This window comes from Streptomyces sp. M92, from assembly GCF_028473745.1.
In the GTDB taxonomy this organism is placed as follows: Bacteria; Actinomycetota; Actinomycetes; order Streptomycetales; family Streptomycetaceae; genus Streptomyces.
On record NZ_CP101137.1, the window covers coordinates 7,601,059 to 7,620,069 of the forward strand.

Below are 19,011 nucleotides of genomic sequence, written 5' to 3' on the forward strand. Positions count from 1 at the left end.
GGAGCGCACTCCAAGCCGTTGGCTTGGGGCCCATGGAGTACACGCAGCTGGGACGCACAGGACTCAAGGTCAGCCGGCTCGTCCTCGGGACGATGAACTTCGGTCCGCAGACCGACGAGGCCGACAGCCACGCCATCATGGACGCGGCGCTGGACGCCGGCGTCAACTTCTTCGACACCGCCAACGTGTACGGCTGGGGCGAGAACAAGGGCCGCACCGAGGAGATCATCGGCAACTGGTTCGCCAAGGGCGGCGACCGGCGCGACAAGACCGTGATCGCCACCAAGGTCTACGGCAACATGGGCGCCGACGGCGAGGCGTGGCCGAACCACGACAAGCTGTCCGCCGTGAACATCCGGCGGGCGGTCGACGCCAGTCTGAAACGGCTCCGGACCGACCGCATCGACCTCTACCAGTTCCACCACATCGACCGCGCCACCGGCTTCGACGAGATCTGGCAGGCCGTCGACACGCTGGTGCAGCAGGGCAAGGTGCTGTACGCCGGGTCGTCGAACTTCCCGGGCTACAAGATCGCCCAGGCCAACGAGACCGCCGCCCGGCGCGGCGGCACCATCGGGCTGGTCAGCGAGCAGTGCCTGTACAACCTGGCCGAACGCCGCGCCGAGATGGAGGTGATCCCGGCCGCTCAGGACTACGGCCTGGGCGTCATCCCGTGGTCGCCGCTGCACGGCGGGCTGCTCGGCGGCGTGATCAAGAAGGAGGTCCAGGGCGGGCGCCGCGCCTCCGGACGGGCGGCCGACGCCCTGGCCGACCCGGCCAAGCGGGCCCAGATCCAGGCGTACGAGGACCTGCTCGACAAGCACGGCGTCGCACCCGGCGAGGCCGCGCTGGCCTGGCTGCTGACCCGGCCCGGCGTGACCGGCCCGATCGTCGGCCCTCGCACGGCCGAGCAGCTCACGTCGGCGCTGCGGGCCGTGGAGCTGGAGCTGTCCCAGGAGCTGCTGGCCGGGCTGGACGAGATCTTCCCGGGGCCGGGACCCTCGCCGGAGGCGTTCGCCTGGTAGCAAAGCGGGCAGCGCGGTGACGTGGTGAGCGGGGCGGCGGCGCCCACGGCCCGGTCAGCCGAGGGCCGCCGCCACCGCCACCACCACGAGCATCAGCACGAGCACACCGGCCATGATCCGGTTACGGGTCTTCGGGTCCACGTCCCCGAGCCTAACCGGACGCGCCGAGCGGGCTGCGGGCGACCGTCTCGTAACGGGGCTGCTCGCCCGGCACCCCGGACCTCGGCAGGTTGCTGCGCACCAGGGCGAGGCCGGTCACCGTCCACGCGGGACTCGTGAAGCCGTCCAGCGCGTCGACGTACGGCCGCGCGTCGTACGCCTCCCTCCTGCGGGCCACCGTCAGGTGCGGCTTGTAGCGCCGGTGCTCGCCCATCTCGACGCCCGCCCTGCGCCCCGCCGACTCCGCCCGGTCGGCCAGCAGCCGCAGCGTCGCCAGGTCGCCCTCCGCCCCCGCCCACAGGGCCCGCCCGTGCCCGAACTGACCGCCGCCGCGCAGCGCCAGCCGGAAGGGCGCGGTGCGGTGGGCCGCCCGCTCCAGGCGGGCCGACAGGTCCGGTACGAGGTCGTCGTCCACCTCGCCGTAGAAGGCGAGCGTGAAGTGCCACCCCGGGCGGCCGGTCCAGCGCAGCTCCTCCGCGCCGGGCAGCCGCTTCAGCGCCGCCACCTCGGCGGCGAGGGCGGCGGTGACGTCCTCGGGGGGCAGTACGGCGGCGAACAGTCTCATGGAGCCACAGTCTGCCCGGTATGACCTGGGGCCGTGGCAGTCGTTGTGCCGAGTGGTTGCACCCCGTTCGAAGAGGCACGACAGACATGACCGAGAGTGCTGAAGCACTGACTCTCGACAAGATGTTCGAATGGCTGGAGAAGCTGCCCGTCATCGAGGGCTACAAGACGGAGATCGTCGGCGGTCACATTTTCCTGTGGCCGCAGCGGGACACCCAGTGGGACATCACCATGGACATCCTGGAACAGCTGCGTGCCACATACCCGCGCAAACGCCTGTGGTCCGCGTGCGCATGGATTACCCGGGGCGGCTCAACGGGTTCGCTTCGGACGTGGTTGCCCTCTCCGAGGCCCCGGGCACCGGCCGCCACGCCGAGTTCGTCGCCGAGGTCGTCTCCAGGGAGACCGCCGCCAACGACTACGGCCCCGAGAAGCACACCTACGCCACCGCCGAGGTCCCGGTCTACCTGATCGTCGACCCGTACACCGGCGAGTGGCACCTCCACACCCTTCCCAAGGACGGCGAGTATCACAGCACCGTCAGCTTCGGTTTCGGCGAGGACATCGACCTGACCGGCACCGTCGTCGGCCTCACCCTCAAGACCGACGACTTCCCCCGCGACTGACCGGACGACCGGTCACGCCGCCCGCGCCAGCTCCTCCCGCCGCTCACGCGGCACGAACCGCACCTGCGGGTGCCCCCGGTGCCAGCCCACCGACAGGCGCAGGTTGCCGACGCGGGCCAGGACCAGGCCGATGACGAGCGCGGCCGTCGCCGCCACCGCGCCGCCCGCGGCGAGGCCCGCGCGGGCGCCGTAGGTGTCGGTGACCCAGCCGACGATCGGGGCGCCGACCGGGGAGCCGCCGAGGAAGACCATCATGTAGAGGGCCATGACGCGGCCCCGCATGGCCGGGTCGGTGGACATCTGGATGCTGGTGTTGGCGGTGACGTTGACCGTCATGCTGAAGACGCCGATCGGGACCATCAGCAGCGCGAACAGCCACAGCTCGGGTGCCGTCGCCGCCACCGTCTCCAGGGCGCCGAAGGCCAGCGCCGCCGCGATCAGGACGCGCAGGCGGGCCGTGCCGCGGCGGGCGGCGAGCAGGGCACCGACGAGGGAGCCGACGGCCATGAGGGTGTTGAAGAGGCTGTAGGCGCCGGCTCCGGCGTGGAAGACGTCGTCGGCGAAGGCGGACAGGAAGACCGGGAAGTTGAAGCCGAAGGTGCCGATGAAGCCGACCAGCACGATCGTCCAGATCAGCTCGGGGCGTCCGGCGACGTAGCGCAGGCCCTCCCGCAGCTGGCCCTTGCCGCGCGGCGTGCGCTCGACGGCGCGCAGCTCGCGGGCGCGCATCAGCAGCAGGCAACTGAGCGGCGCGACGAAGGACAGGCCGTTGGCGAGGAACGCCCAGCCGGTGCCCACCCCGGTGATCATCAGACCGGCGACGGCGGGACCGACCAGGCGGGCGGACTGGAAGTTCGCCGAGTTGAGGCTGACCGCGTTCTGGAGCTGGTCGCGGCCGACCAGCTCGGCGACGAAGGACTGGCGGGCCGGGTTGTCGACCACGGTGGCCAGGCCCATCGCGAAGGCGGCGAGGTAGACGTGCCAGACCTGCACGTGGCCGGTCAGGGTGAGCACGGCGAGGAAGAGCGCGGTCACCGCCATCGAGGACTGCGTGACCAGCAGCGTGGGGCGCTTGGGCAGGCGGTCGACGAGGACACCGCCGTAGAGGCCGAAGAGCAGCATCGGCAGGAACTGCAGCGCGGTGGTGATGCCGACGGCGGCCGAGGAGCCGGTGAGGCTCAGCACCAGCCAGTCCTGGGCGATGCGCTGCATCCAGGTGCCGATGTTGGAGACGACCTGGCCCGTGAAGAACAGGCGGTAGTTCCTGACCTTCAAGGAGGCGAACATCGACGTCTTGCGAGGAGTGTCGGGGGTGGTCGGGTCGTCGTGGCCGTCGGGTGCGGGGGCGGAAGCTGCTCCGGGTCCCGTACTCAAAAGGTTCGCCTCCTCGTCGGTGCTGCTTACACGTGGGCCAGCTTCTCGAGCACGGGGGCGGCGGCACGCAGGGCCGCCCACTCCTCCTCGTCGAGTCCCTCGACCAGCGTGGCCAGGAACGCGTTCCGCTTGCGGCGGCTCTCCTCGAGCATCACCACGGCCTGCTCGGTCTGCGTCACGACCTTCTGGCGCCGGTCCTCGGGATGCGGCTCCAGCCGGACCAGCCCCTTCGCCTCCAGCAGCGCCACGATGCGGGTCATCGACGGCGGCTGGACGTGTTCCTTGCGGGCGAGCTCGCCCGGGGTCGCGCTGCCGCAGTTGGACAGGGTGCCCAGCACCGACATCTCGGTCGGACTGAGCGACTCGTCGACCCGCTGGTGCTTGAGCCGACGGGACAACCGCATCACGGCGGAGCGCAGGGAGTTCACGGCGGCGGCGTCGTCGCCATGCTTGAGGTCCGGCATGTTCCTTAGCGTAACTCATTAGTCTGGCGAAATACCACCGCACGACCGCCCGCGTGCCCGTGACGCCCGCCACTGAAACCCGCAGTTCACCCGTACGAGTGAGTCGTTTCCGGAAATCGGAGCATCACCCGGCGGGTGGGGGCGACCCTCGTGCCCATGGGGACCAGCGTGCTCAGCCTGCGGATAGACGGGGAGCTGCTCGACCGGCTCCGGCACCATGCGGCGAAAAGAGGAATGAGCGTCCAGGACTATGTCGTCCGGACGCTCATCCGTGATGACTTCGACGAGCGGTTCCAGTCCGCCGTGGAGGAGACGGAACGGTTCTACGGGGTCACGTGAGCGTGCCCCGCACGGGTCACGTCAGGCCCAGGGCCGGCATCAGGTAGTAGAAGGCGAAGACCGCCGACACCGCGTACATCGTGACCGGGACCTCGCGGCCCCGCCCGACGGCCAGGCGCAGCACCGAGAAGGCGATGAAGCCCATGCCGATGCCGTTGGTGATCGAGTAGGTGAACGGCATCATCAGCATCGTCAGGAAGGCCGGGATGGCGATCGTGAAGTCGGTCCAGTCGATCTCCCCGATCGAGCCGGCCAGGATCAGGAAGCCGACCGCGACCAGCGCCGGGGTGGCCGCCTGCGACGGCACCATCGTGGCGACCGGCGTGAGGAACAGGGCCAGGGCGAACAGCCCGCCGCTGACGATGTTCGCGAAGCCGGTGCGGGCACCCTCGCCGACGCCGGCCGTGGACTCCACGAAGCAGGTCGTCGCCGACGCGGAACTGGCACCGCCGGTGGCGACCGCGATGCCGTCGACGAACAGGACCTTGTTGATGCCCGGCATCTGGCCCTCGCCGTCGGTCAGCTTCGCCTCGTCGCTGACCGCCATGATCGTGCCCATCGCGTCGAAGAAGCACGACAGCAGGACGGTGAACACGAACAGCACCCCGGTCAGGATGCCGACCTTCTCGAACCCACCGAACAGGCTCACCTCGCCGACCAGGCCGAAGTCCGGGGTGGCGACCGGGTTGCCGGGCCACTCGGGGGTGGTCAGGCCCCAGGAGGGGACGTCGGCGACCAGGTTGATGACCATCGCGACGACGGTCATCACGACGATCGAGATCAGGATCGCGCCGGGCGTCCTGCGGACGATCAGTGCCAGGGTGAGCAGCACACCGAGGACGAAGACCAGCACCGGCCAGCCGAGCAGGTGGCCGCCCGTGCCCAACTGGAGCGGGACGGTGGTCTGGGCGGCGTCCGGCATCCGGGTGACGAACCCGGAGTCGACCAGGCCGATCAGCATGATGAACAGGCCGATACCGATGGCGATGGCCTTGCGCAGGCCGTACGGCACGGCGTTCATGACCCGCTCGCGCAGGCCGGTGGCGACCAGCAGCATCACGACGAAACCGGCCAGCACCACCATGCCCATGGCGTCCGGCCAGGACATCCGCGGGGCGAGCTGGAGGGCGACGACGGAGTTCACGCCGAGACCGGCGGCGAGCGCGATCGGGACGTTGCCGATGACGCCCATCAGGAGCGTGGTGAAGGCCGCCGTGAGGGCGGTCGCGGTGACCAGCTGACCGTTGTCGAGCTGGTTGCCGTACATGTCCTTCGCGCTGCCCAGGATGATCGGGTTCAGCACGATGATGTAGGCCATCGCGAAGAAGGTGGCGAAGCCGCCGCGGATCTCACGGGACAGGGTGCTGCCGCGCTCGGAGATCTTGAAGTAGCGGTCGAGGCCGTTCTGCGGGGGCCGCCGGTCTTCCGGCGACTCGGGGGACGGGGGGACCTTGGCGGAGGCCGAGGTGGGCATGCGAGGACCTCATCACCAACAGGTTCCCCCACGGCCTTGTTGGTGTTTCCTACGAATGAAAGCGGTCAGAGACAAACGGGTTCAGTATGAACGTATGAGCCCCGGATCGCTATCTCCGCGCGTAGACCCCGGATGGCGGCACCCCCTCGGACCGCCGCCGGGCGCCTCGTAAGCTGTACGCATGACGAAGTGGACACCCACGCACGAGGCACCGGAGCCCCTGGAGGGCCCCGTGGTTCCGACCATCGTCGGCGGCACCGTTCTGTGGTTCGTCCTCTTCCTGGCGCAGCTGCCCTTCTACGGCTGGTTCGACGACCACGGGCACACCTGGTGGGTGTGGACCTGCCTGGCGGGCGCCGGGCTCGGCCTGATCGGCATCTGGTACGTGCGCAAGCGCGACGCGGCCCTCCAGCGGGCCGCACGGGACGCCGGCTGACGCCCGTGCCCGGGCTGCGGCGCCTGCACGCCGGCCACGCGCCCGCTCTGCTCGCCTTCGAGCGGGAGAACCGGGCCTGGTTCGCCGCCTCCGTACCCGACCGGGGCGACGACTGGTTCGCCCACTTCGACGAACGGCTCCGCGCGCTGCTGGCCGAGCAGGAGGCCGGCGTCTGCCACTTCCACGTGCTGGTCGGCACCGACGGCGGGATACTCGGCCGGGTCAACCTCGTGGACGTCGAGCGGGGCGTCGCCGACCTCGGCTACCGGATCGCCGAACGGGCCGCCGGGCGGGGCCTGGCCACCAGGGCCGTGCGGGAGGTCTGCGCCCTCGCCGCCCGGCGCTACGGACTGACCGCGCTGCGCGCCGCGGCCACCCTCGACAACGCCGCCTCGCGGGCCGTGCTCGCCCGCACCGGCTTCGTCCGCACCGGCGGGACGCGACTCGACGGGCGCGCGGGGCTGACCTTCCGGCGCGATCTGGGGGACCTGCGCGACGCCGGGAACCCGCGCGGCGGCCCCGCGGACCCCGCCCCGCACCGCCCCACGGCCCACACCCCGTAGTACCAGGGCATCACCCGTCCCCGCCTCCCGTCGTACCCAGGTCGGAACTTCCACGCATTCGGCGGGTGACGCCCCAAAACCGCACGTACCGTCGGATGCATGACGCATCTCGACGCGGACGACCGGCTCGACTCCGCGCACCCCGTTCACCCCCCGACCCCGGCGACCGGCCTGACGGCGGCCGGGGTCGCCGAGCGGGTGGCGCGCGGCCAGGTCAACGACGTACCCGTACGCAGCAGCCGCTCGCTGACCGACATCGTCCGCGCCAACGTCCTCACCCGCTTCAACGCGATCATCGGTGTGCTCTGGGTGATCATGCTGATCGTCGCCCCGATCCAGGACAGCCTGTTCGGCTTCGTGATCCTCGCCAACACCGGCATCGGCATCATCCAGGAGTGGCGGGCGAAGAAGACCCTGGACTCCCTGGCCCTGATCGGCGAGGCCCGGCCCACCGTGCGCCGGGACGGGACGGCCACCGCCGTCGGCACCTCCGAGATCGTGCTGGACGACGTGATCGAGATCGGCCCCGGGGACAAGGCCGCCGTCGACGGGGTGTGCGTCGAGTCGGACGGGCTGGAGATCGACGAGTCGCTGCTCACCGGCGAGGCCGACCCGGTCGTCAAGCGGCCCGGCGACCAGGTCATGTCCGGCAGCTTCGTGGTGGCGGGCGGCGGCGCGTTCCAGGCGACCAAGGTCGGCCGCGAGGCGTACGCCGCCCAGCTCGCCGAGGAGGCCTCCCGCTTCACCCTGGTCCAGTCAGAGCTGCGCTCCGGCATCTCCACGATCCTCAAGTACGTCACCTGGATGATGGTCCCGACCGCGCTCGGCCTGATCCTCAGCCAGCTCCTCGCCAAGGACAACGAGCTGGACGACTCGATCGCCCGGACCGTCGGCGGCATCGTGCCCATGGTCCCGGAGGGCCTGGTCCTGCTGACCTCCGTGGCCTTCGCGATCGGCGTCATCCGCCTCGGCCGCAAGCAGTGCCTCGTCCAGGAGCTGCCCGCCATCGAGGGCCTGGCCCGCGTCGACACGGTCTGCCTCGACAAGACCGGCACCCTCACCGAGGGCGGCATGGACGTCACCGAGCTGCGCCCGCTCGACGGCGCCGACGAGGCGTACGTCCGTACGGTGCTCGGCGCCCTCGGCGAGTCCGACCCCCGCCCCAACGCCTCCCTCCAGGCCGTGATCGCCGCGTACCCGGCCCCCGAGGACTGGCGCTGCACCGAGTCGCTGCCCTTCTCCTCCGCCCGCAAGTACAGCGGCGCCGCCCTCAGCGAGGGCGACGGCGCCACCGGCACGTGGCTGCTGGGCGCGCCCGACGTCCTGCTGGCCGAGGACGACCCCGCCCTCGCGGAGACCGGGCGGCTCAACGAACAGGGGCTGCGGGTGCTGCTGCTGGCCCGCGCCCGGCGCGACCTGGACGACCCCGCGGTGGCCGAGGACGTGACGCCCACGGCCCTGGTCGTCCTGGAGCAGCGGCTGCGCCCGGACGCCGCCGACACCCTGCGCTACTTCGCCGACCAGGACGTCCGCGCCAAGGTCATCTCCGGGGACAACGCCGTGTCGGTCGGCGCGGTGGCCGCGGGGCTCGGGCTGTCCGGCGCGACCGTGGACGCGCGCCGGCTGCCCGCCGGCCGGGAGGAGATGGCAGACGCCCTGGACGAGGGCACGGTGTTCGGCCGGGTCACCCCGCAGCAGAAGCGGGACATGGTGGGCGCCCTCCAGTCACGCGGGCACACGGTCGCGATGACCGGCGACGGCGTCAACGACGTCCTCGCGCTCAAGGACGCCGACATCGGCGTGGCGATGGGCTCCGGTTCCGAGGCCACGCGGGCGGTCGCGCAGATCGTGCTGCTGAACAACAGCTTCGCCACGCTGCCGTCGGTGGTGGCCGAGGGGCGCCGCGTCATCGGCAACATCACGCGGGTGGCGACCCTGTTCCTGGTGAAGACCGTGTACTCGGTGCTACTGGCGATCCTCGTGGTCTGCTCGCAGGTCGAGTACCCGTTCCTGCCCCGGCACCTGACCCTGCTCTCCACGCTCACCATCGGCGTACCGGCCTTCTTCCTGGCCCTCGCCCCGAACAAGGAACGGGCCAGACCGCACTTCGTACGGCGCGTGATGCGGTACGCGATCCCGGGCGGCGTGGTGGCCGCGACGGCGACCTTCGCGACGTACCTCGTCGCCCGGCAGCACTACTCCGGGCCGGGCGCGCTGGACGCGGAGACCAGCGCGGCGACGCTGACGCTGTTCCTGGTGTCGATGTGGGTGCTGGCGATCATCGCCCGGCCGTACACGTGGTGGCGGGTGCTGCTGGTGGCGGCGATGGGGCTGGGCTTTGTGATCGTGCTGGTGGTGCCGTGGTTGCAGGACTTCTTCGCGCTGAAGCTGGTGGGGGTGACGATGCCGTGGAGCGCCGTCGGCATCGCGGTGGGGGCGGCGGGTTTGCTGGAGCTGGCCTGGAGATGGGTGGACCGGCGGGTCCCTGCGTGAGGGGGTTGATCGGTGCGTGGTTCGCGGCGGCGCCATCGTGGCTGGTCGCGCCCACGCGGCGGAGCCGCATGTCGAGCACAGCCCCGCGCCCCTGAAGGGGCGCGTCACGCCCCGCCCGACCACATGGCACCGCCCGTCAGTCGAACCAGCGGTCCCTCGCCAGCTCCTCCGTGCGCGACTCGTCCTCCAGCAGCGCCGCCACCTCGAACCGCCGGGGCCACTGTCCCGCCGCCCAGGCGAGCCCCGCCGCGACGCCCTCCAGCGTCGCCGCGTGCAACGCCCCGTCGTCCGTCACCCGCCAGTCGATCTCCACGCCGTCGACGACCAGCTCCTCGTGCTCCACGTACGACGCCGGGGTCCGCGCCCCCAGCAGCACCCGCACCGGCTCCGGTACGTCGTGCTCCGTACCCGCCGAGTCCACGGCGCCGGTGACGGACTCGCTCAGCCGCCGCACCTGGAACAGTTCCGCCAGCTCGGCCGCCCGGGCCGGGCGCACCGGCAGCAGCGGGACGCCGGACGTGAAGGGCAGCAGGTCGGGCGAGTCGACCACCACCGCGTCGGCGGCGTCCACCACGCGCACCTCGCCGTCCACCACGGCCCGCACCTCGTCCGGCAGGGTGACCTGCTCGGGGTCCAGCTCGGCCAGCGCGCCGTACAGGGCGTGGAGCTGTGCGGCCGTGACGGGGCGCTCGGGGTCGGCGAGGCGGTCCAGCAGCTCGGCCGCGCCGCCGGGCTCGTCGAGCAGGGCGGCCACCGAGGTGCGTACGCCCAGCGCCCGCAGCACCTGCTCGTCCTCGAAGCCGGACGCGTCGGCCTCGTCGTACAGGCCGCGCAGCAGCGGGTCGCCGCCCGCCGCGCGCAGCCCGGCCGGGCGGCGGCCGCCGAGCACGGGGTGCCCGCGCAGCCACCACGCGGTGTAGGGCCGTACGACCTCGTGGGTGCCGTCGTGCAGCAGGACGCGCACCGGGTGGATCAGGGCGTCGCGCAGCGGCGGCCGAGAGAGCAGGGCGAGGGCCTCGGGCCAGCGGTCGTCGTCCACCAGGTCGAGGTCGCGCACGGCGACGATCTCGGTGGCGACCGGCGGGACGGGGCTGTCGGGGAAGCGGTCGAGGACGTCCTCGCTCCACACGTCCACCGCGTCCAGCAGACCCGCGTCGTCCGGTTCGGCGAAGTCGCTTTCCCGGGGCTCCAGTTCGTCGGGGTCGAGGACGACGTCGGTGGCGCGGACCAGGGCGAAGGTGACGAGGACGCCGCAGGCGGCCAGCGGCTCGGGGCCCCACTTCCCGGCCAGTTCCGCGTCCACGGCGGCGAGTTCGTCCTCGCGCATGACGCGGGCGAAGGGGCCGTCGGGGAAGACGAGTTCGCCGGCCGGGGAGAGTTCGCCGTCCTCGTCGGTCAGGGCGAGGGCGCCGAGCCAGGGTTCGTCGCCGGGTTCGAGTCCGGCGTCGCGGACCAGGCCGAGGACGGTGTCGGCCAGTTCGTCGGCGTCGAGGGTGTCCTCCTCCCAGTTGGTGCCGCCCTCGTCGTCGAGGGAGGCGGCGACGGCGGCCCTCACCTGCGGGGTGGTGAGCACGGCGCGCGGGGTGGCCGGGAGGGCGCCGAGCTTCTCCAGCAGCGGGTGGGCGGCGTCCGGGTGGGCGACCTTGAGGCCGAGGCGGGTGAGGACCTCCGGGTCGAGGGAGGCGGCGTCCGGGGAGGGCAGGAGGACCTGCCGGGGGCCGATGGTCGTACGCCCGTCCGCGAGGGGCACGGGCAGCCCGGACAGCCGGTCGGGGTCGACCCCGGCGAGGCTGTCGTACAGCCGCCGCCACCAGTCGGGGGCCTTCTCCAGGCCCGCGAGCCGGTCGATCGCGTCGGTCAGCGGCACCCGGGCCACGCCCAGGGTGCGCAGCTCCACGCGGCGCTCCAGGCCGGCGGGCAGCAGCGTCGGCAGCACTTCGGCGAGGACCCGTACGGTGTCGGCGCCCGCGCCCTCGGCCACCTCGGCGTCGCGGGGGCGCAGGGACTCGGGCAGGTCGGGGTCGTCCTCGCGCGGTGCGGCGGCGGGCGGCAGGAAGGCGGTGCGGGGCAGTCGTTCGAGGATCGCCTGGCGCAGGGCGCCGTCCAGTTCGCCCTTGCCCAGCGGTCCGGGCACGAGGTCGACGAGGCCGGCGGAGACGGGGCTCCAGTCGGCGAGCAGCCCGGCGTAGGCGTCCGCCGCCCGCTCGGTCAGGAAGTCGGTCAGCGGGCCGCGCGCGGCGTGCCGGCGGGTGGAGTCCAGCGGGTAGGACGCGATGAGCAGGGCGGGCACGCCCAGGGGTTCGTCGCTGGGCGTGGGCGCGTGCAGGACGGGGCTGGTGCGGGGGCGGGCGGGGCCGCCGTCGGCGTCCACGGGCACGGCCCAGGTCACCGACCAGTGCGGGCGCAGCCGTTCCTCGACCGGCCGGTCGGCGAGGAGGTCGGGGGTGAGCGGGCCGTGCGCGACGGAGGTGCGCCAGCGGGTGGTGCCCTCCCGGGAGTCCTCGACGACGGTCAGCGGGCCCTCGGTACGGCGGGACAGCGTGCGCGTCTCGTCCCCGGTCTCCACCACGACCTCCTCCAGGCCCGGCAGGGCGAGGAGCAGCGCGTCGTCCACGGCGTTAAGGAGCCGTTCGGCGAGATCGGCGGCGGCCGTGTCGCGCAGCGGGAGGATGACGGCCGTGTCGTAGGGGCTCGGGGCGCTGCCCTCGGCGGGGAACGGCAGCCGCAGCAGCGGGACGTGTCCGTCGCGGCGCCGGATCTCGTCGCCCAGGCCGGGGCTGTCCAGGGCCGTGTCACCGGCCAGTCCCCGCGCCTCGGCCAGGGACCAGCGCACGCCGCCGTGCCGGCCGACGACGGCGGGCTCGTCGGTGACCGCGAGAACGGCGGCGAAACCGACGCCGAACCGGCCGACGGCGCCCTGGCCGGCGTCCCGCTTGGCGGAGGCGCGCAGCGTGGACAGCGACTCGACGCCGGCCGCGTCCAGCGGGGCGCCGGTGTTGGCGGCGACCAGGACGCCGTCGCGCAGGGTGAGCCGGAGCCGTCCGGGCACGCCGGCGCGGGCGGCGGCGTCGGCGGCGTTCTGCGCCAGCTCGACGACGAGCCGGTCGCGGTAGCCGCCGAGGACGAGGTCCTCCTCCGCGTTGGCGTCCTCACGGAACCGGGCCGGACTGGTCGCCCAGGCGTCCAGCACCCCGCGCCGCAGACGTGCCGTACCGAACGGATCGGCGCCCTCGGCGGCAGGCCGCACGAACATGCTCACGGTGACTCTCCTCATCGACGGACCACGAAGGTACCGCCGCGAGCCACGACACACCTCATCCGCTCACCCCGCGGACGCGGCCCGCGCCGCGGCTACGAGTGCCCGAGATCCGCCGCCTCGTCCTCGGCCACGGACACCGACCCGGAGTCCGCCGCCGGCCGCAGCGGGAACGGGTCGACCCGCGTCTCGTCGATCACCGGCGGAGCCACCCGCGGCGCCTTCGGCATCACCGCCGCCTCCGAGTGCCCGCCGCACCCGTAGGCCAGCGACACGACGTGCCCGTCGGCCGGGGAGAACTCGTTGGCGCACACCCCGAAGGCCTGCCCCAGCGACCCTCCGATCCGGGCGAGGAAGCCGCAGCTGACGCAGGAGGCGGGGGCCGCCTGGGCCATCGCGGTCTTGGGGCCGTAGCCCTCCTCCCAGCGGTCGGCGGCGACGTGCAGGCCGTACCGGGACAGCACCCGGGAGCGGCGCAGGCCCAGTTCCTCGGCGACCGCGGAGATCGTGCCGCGGGCCGGGACGGCCGACAGCTCGGCGGGCGGTCCGGCGGTCAGCTCCGCGTCCTCCGCCTCCACCAGGTCGGCCATCTCGTGGGAGACGGCGGAGTTCGGCGGCGGCTCGTCCTCGCCGGTCCAGCCGGGCTCCAGACGCAGGTCGTCCGCGTCGGTGGGCAGCAGGTCGCCGGGGCCCATGTCGCCGGGGCGCAGCCGCTCGCTCCACGGCACCCACTCGGGGGCGAGGAGGGCGTCCGGGCCGGGCAGCAGCACCGCCTCGTCCACCGTGACGATCTTGGCGCGGGAGGCGCGGGCGACGGTGACGGCCCAGCGCCAGCCCCGGTAGCCGAGCTCCTTGCAGGCGAAGTAGTGGGTGACGACCCGGTCGCCCTCCGACACCATCCCCTCGTGCTCGCCGACGACGCCGGGGGCGGCGGCCTCCTCGGCCGCGGCCCGGGCGAGGTCGACGGCCTCGGCGCACAGGCGGTCAGGGGTGCGGCTTCGCGTTGTCGCTGCGCTCACAGGTATCGCTTCTCTCCATACGCCGTCTCACGAGTGCGCCACTACCTGCGAGGGGCGGACGGAGCGGACCTGTGGACCGCGTCGACGTCCGCGCCCGATCGCGCTCGGGCGCACCTACGTCATCCATTCTGCGGGATGGCCGTACGGCGCGCGGCCGAGAACGTTCGCCACGGCGCGCTACGCACGCTACCTGCTCATGTGCGCTGGGCCTACACCGACGGCAGCTTCGGCGGGGTACGGCCGCCCGTTCCCCGGTGCTCGCGGCCCGCCCGCGACGCCGGTGTCACCCGACTCGACGGCCGCCATACGTGCCGTACGGACGCTACAGCCCCGGTTCTCGGGGCACTATGACGGGGTGGCAGCCGCACGGACGGAGTTCAAGGGCGGGAGCCGGGGACGCGGTCCCGGCTCCCGGTTCCGTGCTGTCGGGCGGGCGCTGCGCCTGCCGGTGACCGGGACGGCGCGCGGCATCCGCAAGGCGACGCACGCGCACGGAGCGGGCGAGTCCGGTCTCGGCAAGCTGATCGAACTGCACGGCGTGAACGGCGCCGGCGACGTGATGATCACCGTCGCCCTCGCCTCCACCGTCTTCTTCTCCGTGCCGACCGACGAGGCGCGCGGGCGGGTCGCGCTCTACCTGGCCATCACCATGGCCCCGTTCACGCTCCTCGCCCCGGTGATCGGGCCGCTCCTGGACCGCCTGCCGCACGGCCGGCGCGCGGCGATGGCGGCCGCGATGGGCGCGCGGGCGCTGCTCGCGCTGGTGCTGTCCGGGGCGGTGATCAGCGGCAGCATCGAGATGTATCCGGCGGCACTCGGCGTGCTGGTCGCCTCGAAGGCGTACGGAGTGGTCAGAAGCGCGGTGGTGCCGCGGCTGCTGCCGCCGCGGTTCTCCCTGGTGAAGGCGAACTCGCGAGTGACCCTGTGCGGGCTGCTCGCCACCGGCGTGGCCGCGCCCATCGCGGCGGGGCTCCAGGCGATCGGGCCGCGCTGGCCGCTGTACGGCGCCTTCGTGATCTTCGTGGCGGGCACGGTGCTGTCGTTCACGCTGCCGCCGAAGGTGGACTCGGCGCGGGGCGAGGACCGGGCGCTGCTCGCCGCCGACGAACGGCACCTGCACGGCCCGCACCGCAAGCCCGTCAAGCGTCCCGGGCTGCGCACGGTGGGCCCGGCGGTGACGCACGCGCTGGCCGCCAACGCCGCGATCCGCTGCCTGTCCGGGTTCCTGATCTTCTTCCTGGCCTTCCTGCTGCGGGTGCACCCGCTGTCCGGGCAGAGCGCGGCCGTCTCCCTGGGCATCGTGGGCGTCGCGGCGGGCGCGGGCAACGCGCTGGGCACGGCGGTCGGGGCGTGGCTGCGCTCGCGCGCGCCGGAGATCATCATCGTGACCGTCGTCGCCGTGGTGCTGGGCGCGGGGATCACGGCGGCGGTGTTCTTCAGCACCGTGCTGGTGGCGTGCCTGGCGGCGGTCGCCGGGTTCGCGCAGGCGCTGGCCAAGCTGTCGCTGGACGCGCTGATCCAGCGGGACGTACCGGAGCAGGTGCGCACCTCGGCGTTCGCGCGCTCCGAGACGCTGCTCCAGGTCTCGTGGGTGCTGGGCGGCGCGGTCGGCATCGTGCTGCCGCTCAACGGCACGCTGGGCCTCACGGTGGCGGCGGCGATCGTCGCCGCCGGGTGGCTGACGACCGTACGAGGGCTGATCGGCTCGGCCCGGCACAAGGGGGCGGCCCGGCCGAGGGTGGCGTGACGCGAGGCCCGGCCGGGGTGGCCCGACCGGGTGGCCCGACCGGGTGGCCCGACCGGGTGGCCCGACCGGGTGGCCCGACCGGGTGGCCCGACCGGGTGGCCCGACCGGGTGGCACGGCCCCGGGGTGGCGTGACCACGCCACGCCGTACCCAGGTGGGGGACGGGCCCGGGGCGCCGTATAGCCTTCGCACCATGACCACGTTGCAATCCGCTGTGCGACGCCGCCGCGCCGTCGCCGCCGCCGGCGCCGTATCCGCCGGACTGCTCCTGCTGTCCGCCTGCGACCAGCCGACGCCCATGGCCACGGTCACGGTCGGCAGTGACTCGGTCAGCTCCGAGGCCACCTGTGGCGGCGAGGGCAAGACCCTGGAGACGGCCGAGATCCAGAAGTGCCTGGAGAAGGACGACGTCGAGTCCATCACGGTCGACCCCGACGACACCGTGCGCTTCGGCGTGGACCCGGAGATCGCGGACGAGCGCTGGACGATCCTGATGAACGGTCAGCAGCTGACCGACGACACGGACAACACCTACCGCACGGTGCCGGGCAGCGTGTTCTTCAACGCCCAGTACGGCGCCCAGGGCGACTCCACGCTCGTCACCATCAAGGCCGGCGACGGCAAGGACGACAGCGAGGAGGCCACCGGTCTGTGGTCCTTCCGCCTGAAGAAGGACGACTGACCACGTCCTCCGTACGCGTCCTCGTGGCCACCGCGGTCCCCGTCGAACGGGACGCGGTGGCTCAGGCGTTCCCGGGGGTCTGCGCGCGGCTGCCCCGCCCCGGCGTCACCCTTCACCGGCCGCCGCACGGCCCGGACCTCCTCGCGGCCGGCGTCGGCCCCGCCCTCGCCGCCGCCTCCACCGCCGCCGCGCTGACCGCCGCGGCCCTCGACGGCGCCCCCTACGCCCTGGTCGTCTCGGCCGGCATCGGCGGCGGCTTCGCACCTCACGCGCCCGTCGGCTCCCTCGTCGTCGCCGACGAGATCACCGCCGCCGACCTGGGCGCCGAGACCGCCGACGGCTTCCTGCCGGTGACCGAACTCGGCTTCGGCACCGTCGCCCACTTCCCGCCCGCCGGCCTCGTCGCCGCCGTCGCCGCCGCGACCGGCGCCCGCCCCGGCACCGTCCTGACCGGGTCCACCGTCACCGGCACCGCCGCACGCGCCGCGCTGCTGCGCGACCGCCACCCGCGTGCCCTGGCCGAGGCGATGGAGGGCTTCGGCGTCGCCGAGGCCGCCGCCGCGCACGGGGTGCCCGTGCTGGAGCTGCGCGCGGTGTCCAACCCGGTCGGCCCGCGCGACCGCGCCGCCTGGCGCGTCGGCGACGCGCTGGCGGCCCTGACGGACGCCTTCGGGAAGCTCGCCCCCGTCCTTTCGAGTTGGACCCCACATGACGACTGAGACCGTGCCCACCGAGCCGACCGAGACCCTGCGGATCGCCTACTCCCCCTGCCCGAACGACACCTTCGTCTTCGACGCCCTCGCCCACGGCCGCGTCCCGGGCGCCCCCGCCCTCGACGTGACCTTCGCGGACATCGACATCACCAACGGCATGGCCGAGCGCGGCGAGTGTGACGTGCTGAAGGTGTCGTACGCCGTACTGCCGTACGTCCTCGGCGAGTACGCCCTGCTGCCCTGCGGCGGCGCGCTGGGCCGGGGCTGCGGGCCGCTGGTGCTGACGCGGGACGCGGACGCGGATCTGAGGGGCCGCACGGTCGCCGTGCCGAGCGAGACCTCCACCGCCTACTTGCTCTTCCGCCTGTGGGCGGCCGACACGGTGCCCGGCGGGGTCGGCGAGATCGTGGTCATGCCGTTCCACGAGATCATGCCGGCCGTGCGGGACGGGAAGGTCGACGCGGGACTCGTGATCCACGAGGCCCGCTTCACCTACCGGAACTACGGGCTCCACAAGCTCGCCGACATGGGCGAGCACTGGGAGCACACCACCGGGCTGCCGATCCCGCTCGGCGCGATCATCGCCAAGCGGTCGCTGGGCGAGGCGGCGCTGACCCGGCTGGCCGACTCCGTGCGCGCGTCGGTACGCGCGGCCTGGGACGACCCGGAGGCGTCCCGGCCGTACGTGATGGAGCACGCGCAGGAGATGGACCCGGCCGTCGCCGACCAGCACATCGGGCTGTACGTCAACGAGTTCACCGCCGACCTCGGCGAGGACGGCTACGCGGCCGTCCGGGGCCTGCTGACCCGCGCGGCGGCCGAGGGACTGGTACCGGCCCTCGGCCCGGACGCGCTGGCCTTCCCGTAGCGGCGCGGCGGGTCAGACGTCCAGCTGGTCGGCGACCGCGCGCAGCAGCCCGGCGATCTTCTTGCCGGCGGTCTTGTCGGGGTAGCGGCCGCGCTCCAGCATCGGGGTGATGTTCTCCAGGAGCGTCGTCAGGTCCTGGACGATCGAGGCCAGCTCGTCGGGCTTCTTGCGCTGGGCGGCCGCGACCGACGGCGCCGGGTCCAGCAGGGTGAGGGAGAGTGCCTGGTCGCCGCGCTGCCCGGCGACCACGCCGAACTCGACTCGCTGACCCGGCTTCAGTGCCTCGACTCCGGCGGGGAGGACCGAGGAATGCACGAAGACGTCACCGCCGTCGTCGCGGGAGAGGAAGCCGAAGCCCTTCTCGCTGTTGAACCACTTGACCTTGCCAGTCGGCAAAGCACACGCTCCCTCGATCGCTCCCGGACTGGCCGGACGCCCTTGATCTGCCGTTGAGACAGCCTACCGGGGGTCTCTCCACCGGAACACGCCTTAAAACGACACTGAGCCCCTGCCTGTGTCGGCAGAGGCTCAAAGTGGTGGGGAAGTGTGAGGGGTTACCCGATGTGCCGGTAGAGAGTCGCGCGGGAGATTCCGAGAGCCTTGGCTATGGCACTGACACTCTCTCCCTTGGCCTTCCTCGCCTTGGCCACTGCCAGAAGGTCATCCGTAGTGGCAGTGGGCCTTCCAAGCCTGTCCAACTTCCAGACACAGAGGGTGTCTCCCTCCCCGGGACCGGGTGGGTACGCCTAAGGGGTGTCCCGTTACAGATCTTGGAATCGCGGAGGGGTGTAGCGGCCCACCGTGCCACGTGCGAGCTATTCGACGAGGGAGAGATTGTGCATCCGGGCGATGCCGAGCATGGCGTGGTGAACGCCGTCTCCTTTGAGTCGGCAGTCGCGGAGGATCTTCCAAGTCTTCATGTGGGCGAAAACGTGCTCGACGCGGGCGCGGACCTGCTTGTGGGCCTTGTTGTGTTCCTCCTTCCAGTCCGGAAGTTTCGCCTGGCCGCGTCTGCGACGGTGCGGGACAACGAGTCCGGTTCCTGGGTAGCCGCCGTCGGCGATCGTGAGTGTCTTGCCGTGGGGACCAGGGTGCCGTCCACGATGAGCACGGTGTCCTTGGCGAACCGCTTGCGGGGCCGAAGCGCAAGCAGGGGCCCGCGGTGGTTTCCCTGTCCAGGTGGTACATGGCGGCGATCGTGGACCTGCTC

At 72.8% G+C, this 19,011-nt stretch carries 17 protein-coding genes and 2 pseudogenes; 10 read left to right on the forward strand and 9 right to left on the reverse strand.

What is annotated here, in order from left to right; genetic code table 11:
- Window positions 1-32 precede the first annotated feature (32 nt).
- Window positions 33-1,025 carry an aldo/keto reductase gene (locus tag M6G08_RS35055; protein ID WP_272591154.1) on the forward strand — a complete coding sequence of 331 codons (993 nt, stop codon included), beginning with the start codon at window positions 33-35 and terminating at the stop codon, window positions 1,023-1,025.
- Between the two features lie 151 nt (window positions 1,026-1,176).
- Here the strand turns inward: M6G08_RS35055 and thpR are convergent, their stop codons facing one another.
- Window positions 1,177-1,749: an RNA 2',3'-cyclic phosphodiesterase gene (gene thpR / locus M6G08_RS35060; protein WP_272591155.1), complete on the reverse strand. Its 573-nt coding sequence runs from the start codon at window positions 1,747-1,749 to the stop codon at window positions 1,177-1,179.
- Window positions 1,750-1,835: 86 nt separating this feature from the next.
- Between thpR and M6G08_RS35065 the strand changes: the two are divergent.
- Window positions 1,836-2,374 (forward strand): annotated as a pseudogene (locus M6G08_RS35065) (Uma2 family endonuclease).
- 12 nt (window positions 2,375-2,386) lie between these two features.
- On the opposite strand, the gene M6G08_RS35070 reads toward M6G08_RS35065, so the two are convergent.
- A complete protein-coding gene (locus M6G08_RS35070; protein ID WP_272591156.1) occupies window positions 2,387-3,748 on the reverse strand; it encodes an MFS transporter in 1,362 nt (453 codons plus the stop codon).
- A 26-nt stretch (window positions 3,749-3,774) separates the two neighbouring features.
- A complete protein-coding gene (locus M6G08_RS35075; protein WP_073729613.1) occupies window positions 3,775-4,212 on the reverse strand; it encodes a MarR family winged helix-turn-helix transcriptional regulator in 438 nt (145 codons plus the stop codon).
- A 150-nt stretch (window positions 4,213-4,362) separates the two neighbouring features.
- Here M6G08_RS35075 and M6G08_RS35080 point away from each other — a divergent pair, with 150 nt between their 5' ends.
- Window positions 4,363-4,551: a ribbon-helix-helix protein, CopG family gene (locus M6G08_RS35080; RefSeq protein ID WP_073729816.1), complete on the forward strand. Its 189-nt coding sequence runs from the start codon at window positions 4,363-4,365 to the stop codon at window positions 4,549-4,551.
- Window positions 4,552-4,567: 16 nt separating this feature from the next.
- On the opposite strand, the gene M6G08_RS35085 is transcribed toward M6G08_RS35080, so the two are convergent.
- Window positions 4,568-6,025: an NCS2 family permease gene (locus M6G08_RS35085; RefSeq protein WP_272591157.1), complete on the reverse strand. Its 1,458-nt coding sequence runs from the start codon at window positions 6,023-6,025 to the stop codon at window positions 4,568-4,570.
- Window positions 6,026-6,206: 181 nt separating this feature from the next.
- Here M6G08_RS35085 and M6G08_RS35090 point away from each other — a divergent pair, with 181 nt between their 5' ends.
- The 3 genes from M6G08_RS35090 (at window position 6,207) to M6G08_RS35100 (ending at window position 9,517) form a co-directional block, all read left to right on the forward strand.
- Window positions 6,207-6,461 (forward strand): DUF2530 domain-containing protein, encoded by a 255-nt coding sequence (locus M6G08_RS35090; protein WP_272591158.1) that lies wholly within the window; start codon window positions 6,207-6,209, stop codon window positions 6,459-6,461.
- A 5-nt stretch (window positions 6,462-6,466) separates the two neighbouring features.
- Window positions 6,467-7,024, forward strand: coding sequence for a GNAT family N-acetyltransferase (locus tag M6G08_RS35095; protein WP_272591159.1), 558 nt, complete (start codon window positions 6,467-6,469; stop codon window positions 7,022-7,024).
- A gap of 99 nt (window positions 7,025-7,123) precedes the next feature.
- On the forward strand, window positions 7,124-9,517 hold the full coding sequence (locus tag M6G08_RS35100) for an HAD-IC family P-type ATPase (protein ID WP_272591160.1): 2,394 nt from the start codon (window positions 7,124-7,126) through the stop codon (window positions 9,515-9,517).
- 136 nt (window positions 9,518-9,653) lie between these two features.
- Here M6G08_RS35100 and M6G08_RS35105 read toward each other — a convergent pair whose 3' ends face one another.
- Together M6G08_RS35105 and M6G08_RS35110 are read right to left on the reverse strand one after the other, a co-directional pair.
- Window positions 9,654-12,776: a sacsin N-terminal ATP-binding-like domain-containing protein gene (locus M6G08_RS35105; protein WP_272591161.1), complete on the reverse strand. Its 3,123-nt coding sequence runs from the start codon at window positions 12,774-12,776 to the stop codon at window positions 9,654-9,656.
- Window positions 12,777-12,868: 92 nt separating this feature from the next.
- On the reverse strand, window positions 12,869-13,792 hold the full coding sequence (locus tag M6G08_RS35110; protein ID WP_272591162.1) for a DUF3027 domain-containing protein: 924 nt from the start codon (window positions 13,790-13,792) through the stop codon (window positions 12,869-12,871).
- 355 nt (window positions 13,793-14,147) lie between these two features.
- Here M6G08_RS35110 and M6G08_RS35115 point away from each other — a divergent pair, with 355 nt between their 5' ends.
- The 4 genes from M6G08_RS35115 to M6G08_RS35130 all read left to right on the forward strand — a co-directional run bounded on the left by M6G08_RS35115 (window position 14,148) and on the right by M6G08_RS35130 (window position 17,801).
- Window positions 14,148-15,539, forward strand: a complete 1,392-nt coding sequence (locus tag M6G08_RS35115) for an MFS transporter (RefSeq protein ID WP_272591163.1) — start codon at window positions 14,148-14,150, stop codon at window positions 15,537-15,539.
- A 192-nt stretch (window positions 15,540-15,731) separates the two neighbouring features.
- Window positions 15,732-16,220: a DUF2771 domain-containing protein gene (locus tag M6G08_RS35120; protein ID WP_272591164.1), complete on the forward strand. Its 489-nt coding sequence runs from the start codon at window positions 15,732-15,734 to the stop codon at window positions 16,218-16,220.
- A complete protein-coding gene (locus tag M6G08_RS35125; RefSeq protein ID WP_272591165.1) occupies window positions 16,190-16,939 on the forward strand; it encodes a futalosine hydrolase in 750 nt (249 codons plus the stop codon). Before M6G08_RS35120 ends, M6G08_RS35125 begins: the two co-directional genes overlap by 31 nt.
- Window positions 16,929-17,801: a 1,4-dihydroxy-6-naphtoate synthase gene (locus M6G08_RS35130; protein WP_272591166.1), complete on the forward strand. Its 873-nt coding sequence runs from the start codon at window positions 16,929-16,931 to the stop codon at window positions 17,799-17,801. Before M6G08_RS35125 ends, M6G08_RS35130 begins: the two co-directional genes overlap by 11 nt.
- A gap of 12 nt (window positions 17,802-17,813) precedes the next feature.
- Here the strand turns inward: M6G08_RS35130 and M6G08_RS35135 are convergent, their stop codons facing one another.
- The 3 genes and pseudogenes from M6G08_RS35135 to M6G08_RS35145 all read right to left on the reverse strand — a co-directional run.
- Window positions 17,814-18,197 carry a cold-shock protein gene (locus M6G08_RS35135; protein WP_073729623.1) on the reverse strand — a complete coding sequence of 128 codons (384 nt, stop codon included), beginning with the start codon at window positions 18,195-18,197 and terminating at the stop codon, window positions 17,814-17,816.
- Window positions 18,198-18,355: 158 nt separating this feature from the next.
- Entirely contained in the window at window positions 18,356-18,499 is a 144-nt protein-coding gene (locus M6G08_RS35140) for a helix-turn-helix domain-containing protein (RefSeq protein ID WP_272591167.1), read from the reverse strand.
- Window positions 18,500-18,616: 117 nt separating this feature from the next.
- Window positions 18,617-18,969: pseudogene (locus tag M6G08_RS35145) on the reverse strand (transposase); the annotation flags it as partial.
- Between the last annotated feature and the right edge of the window lie 42 nt (window positions 18,970-19,011).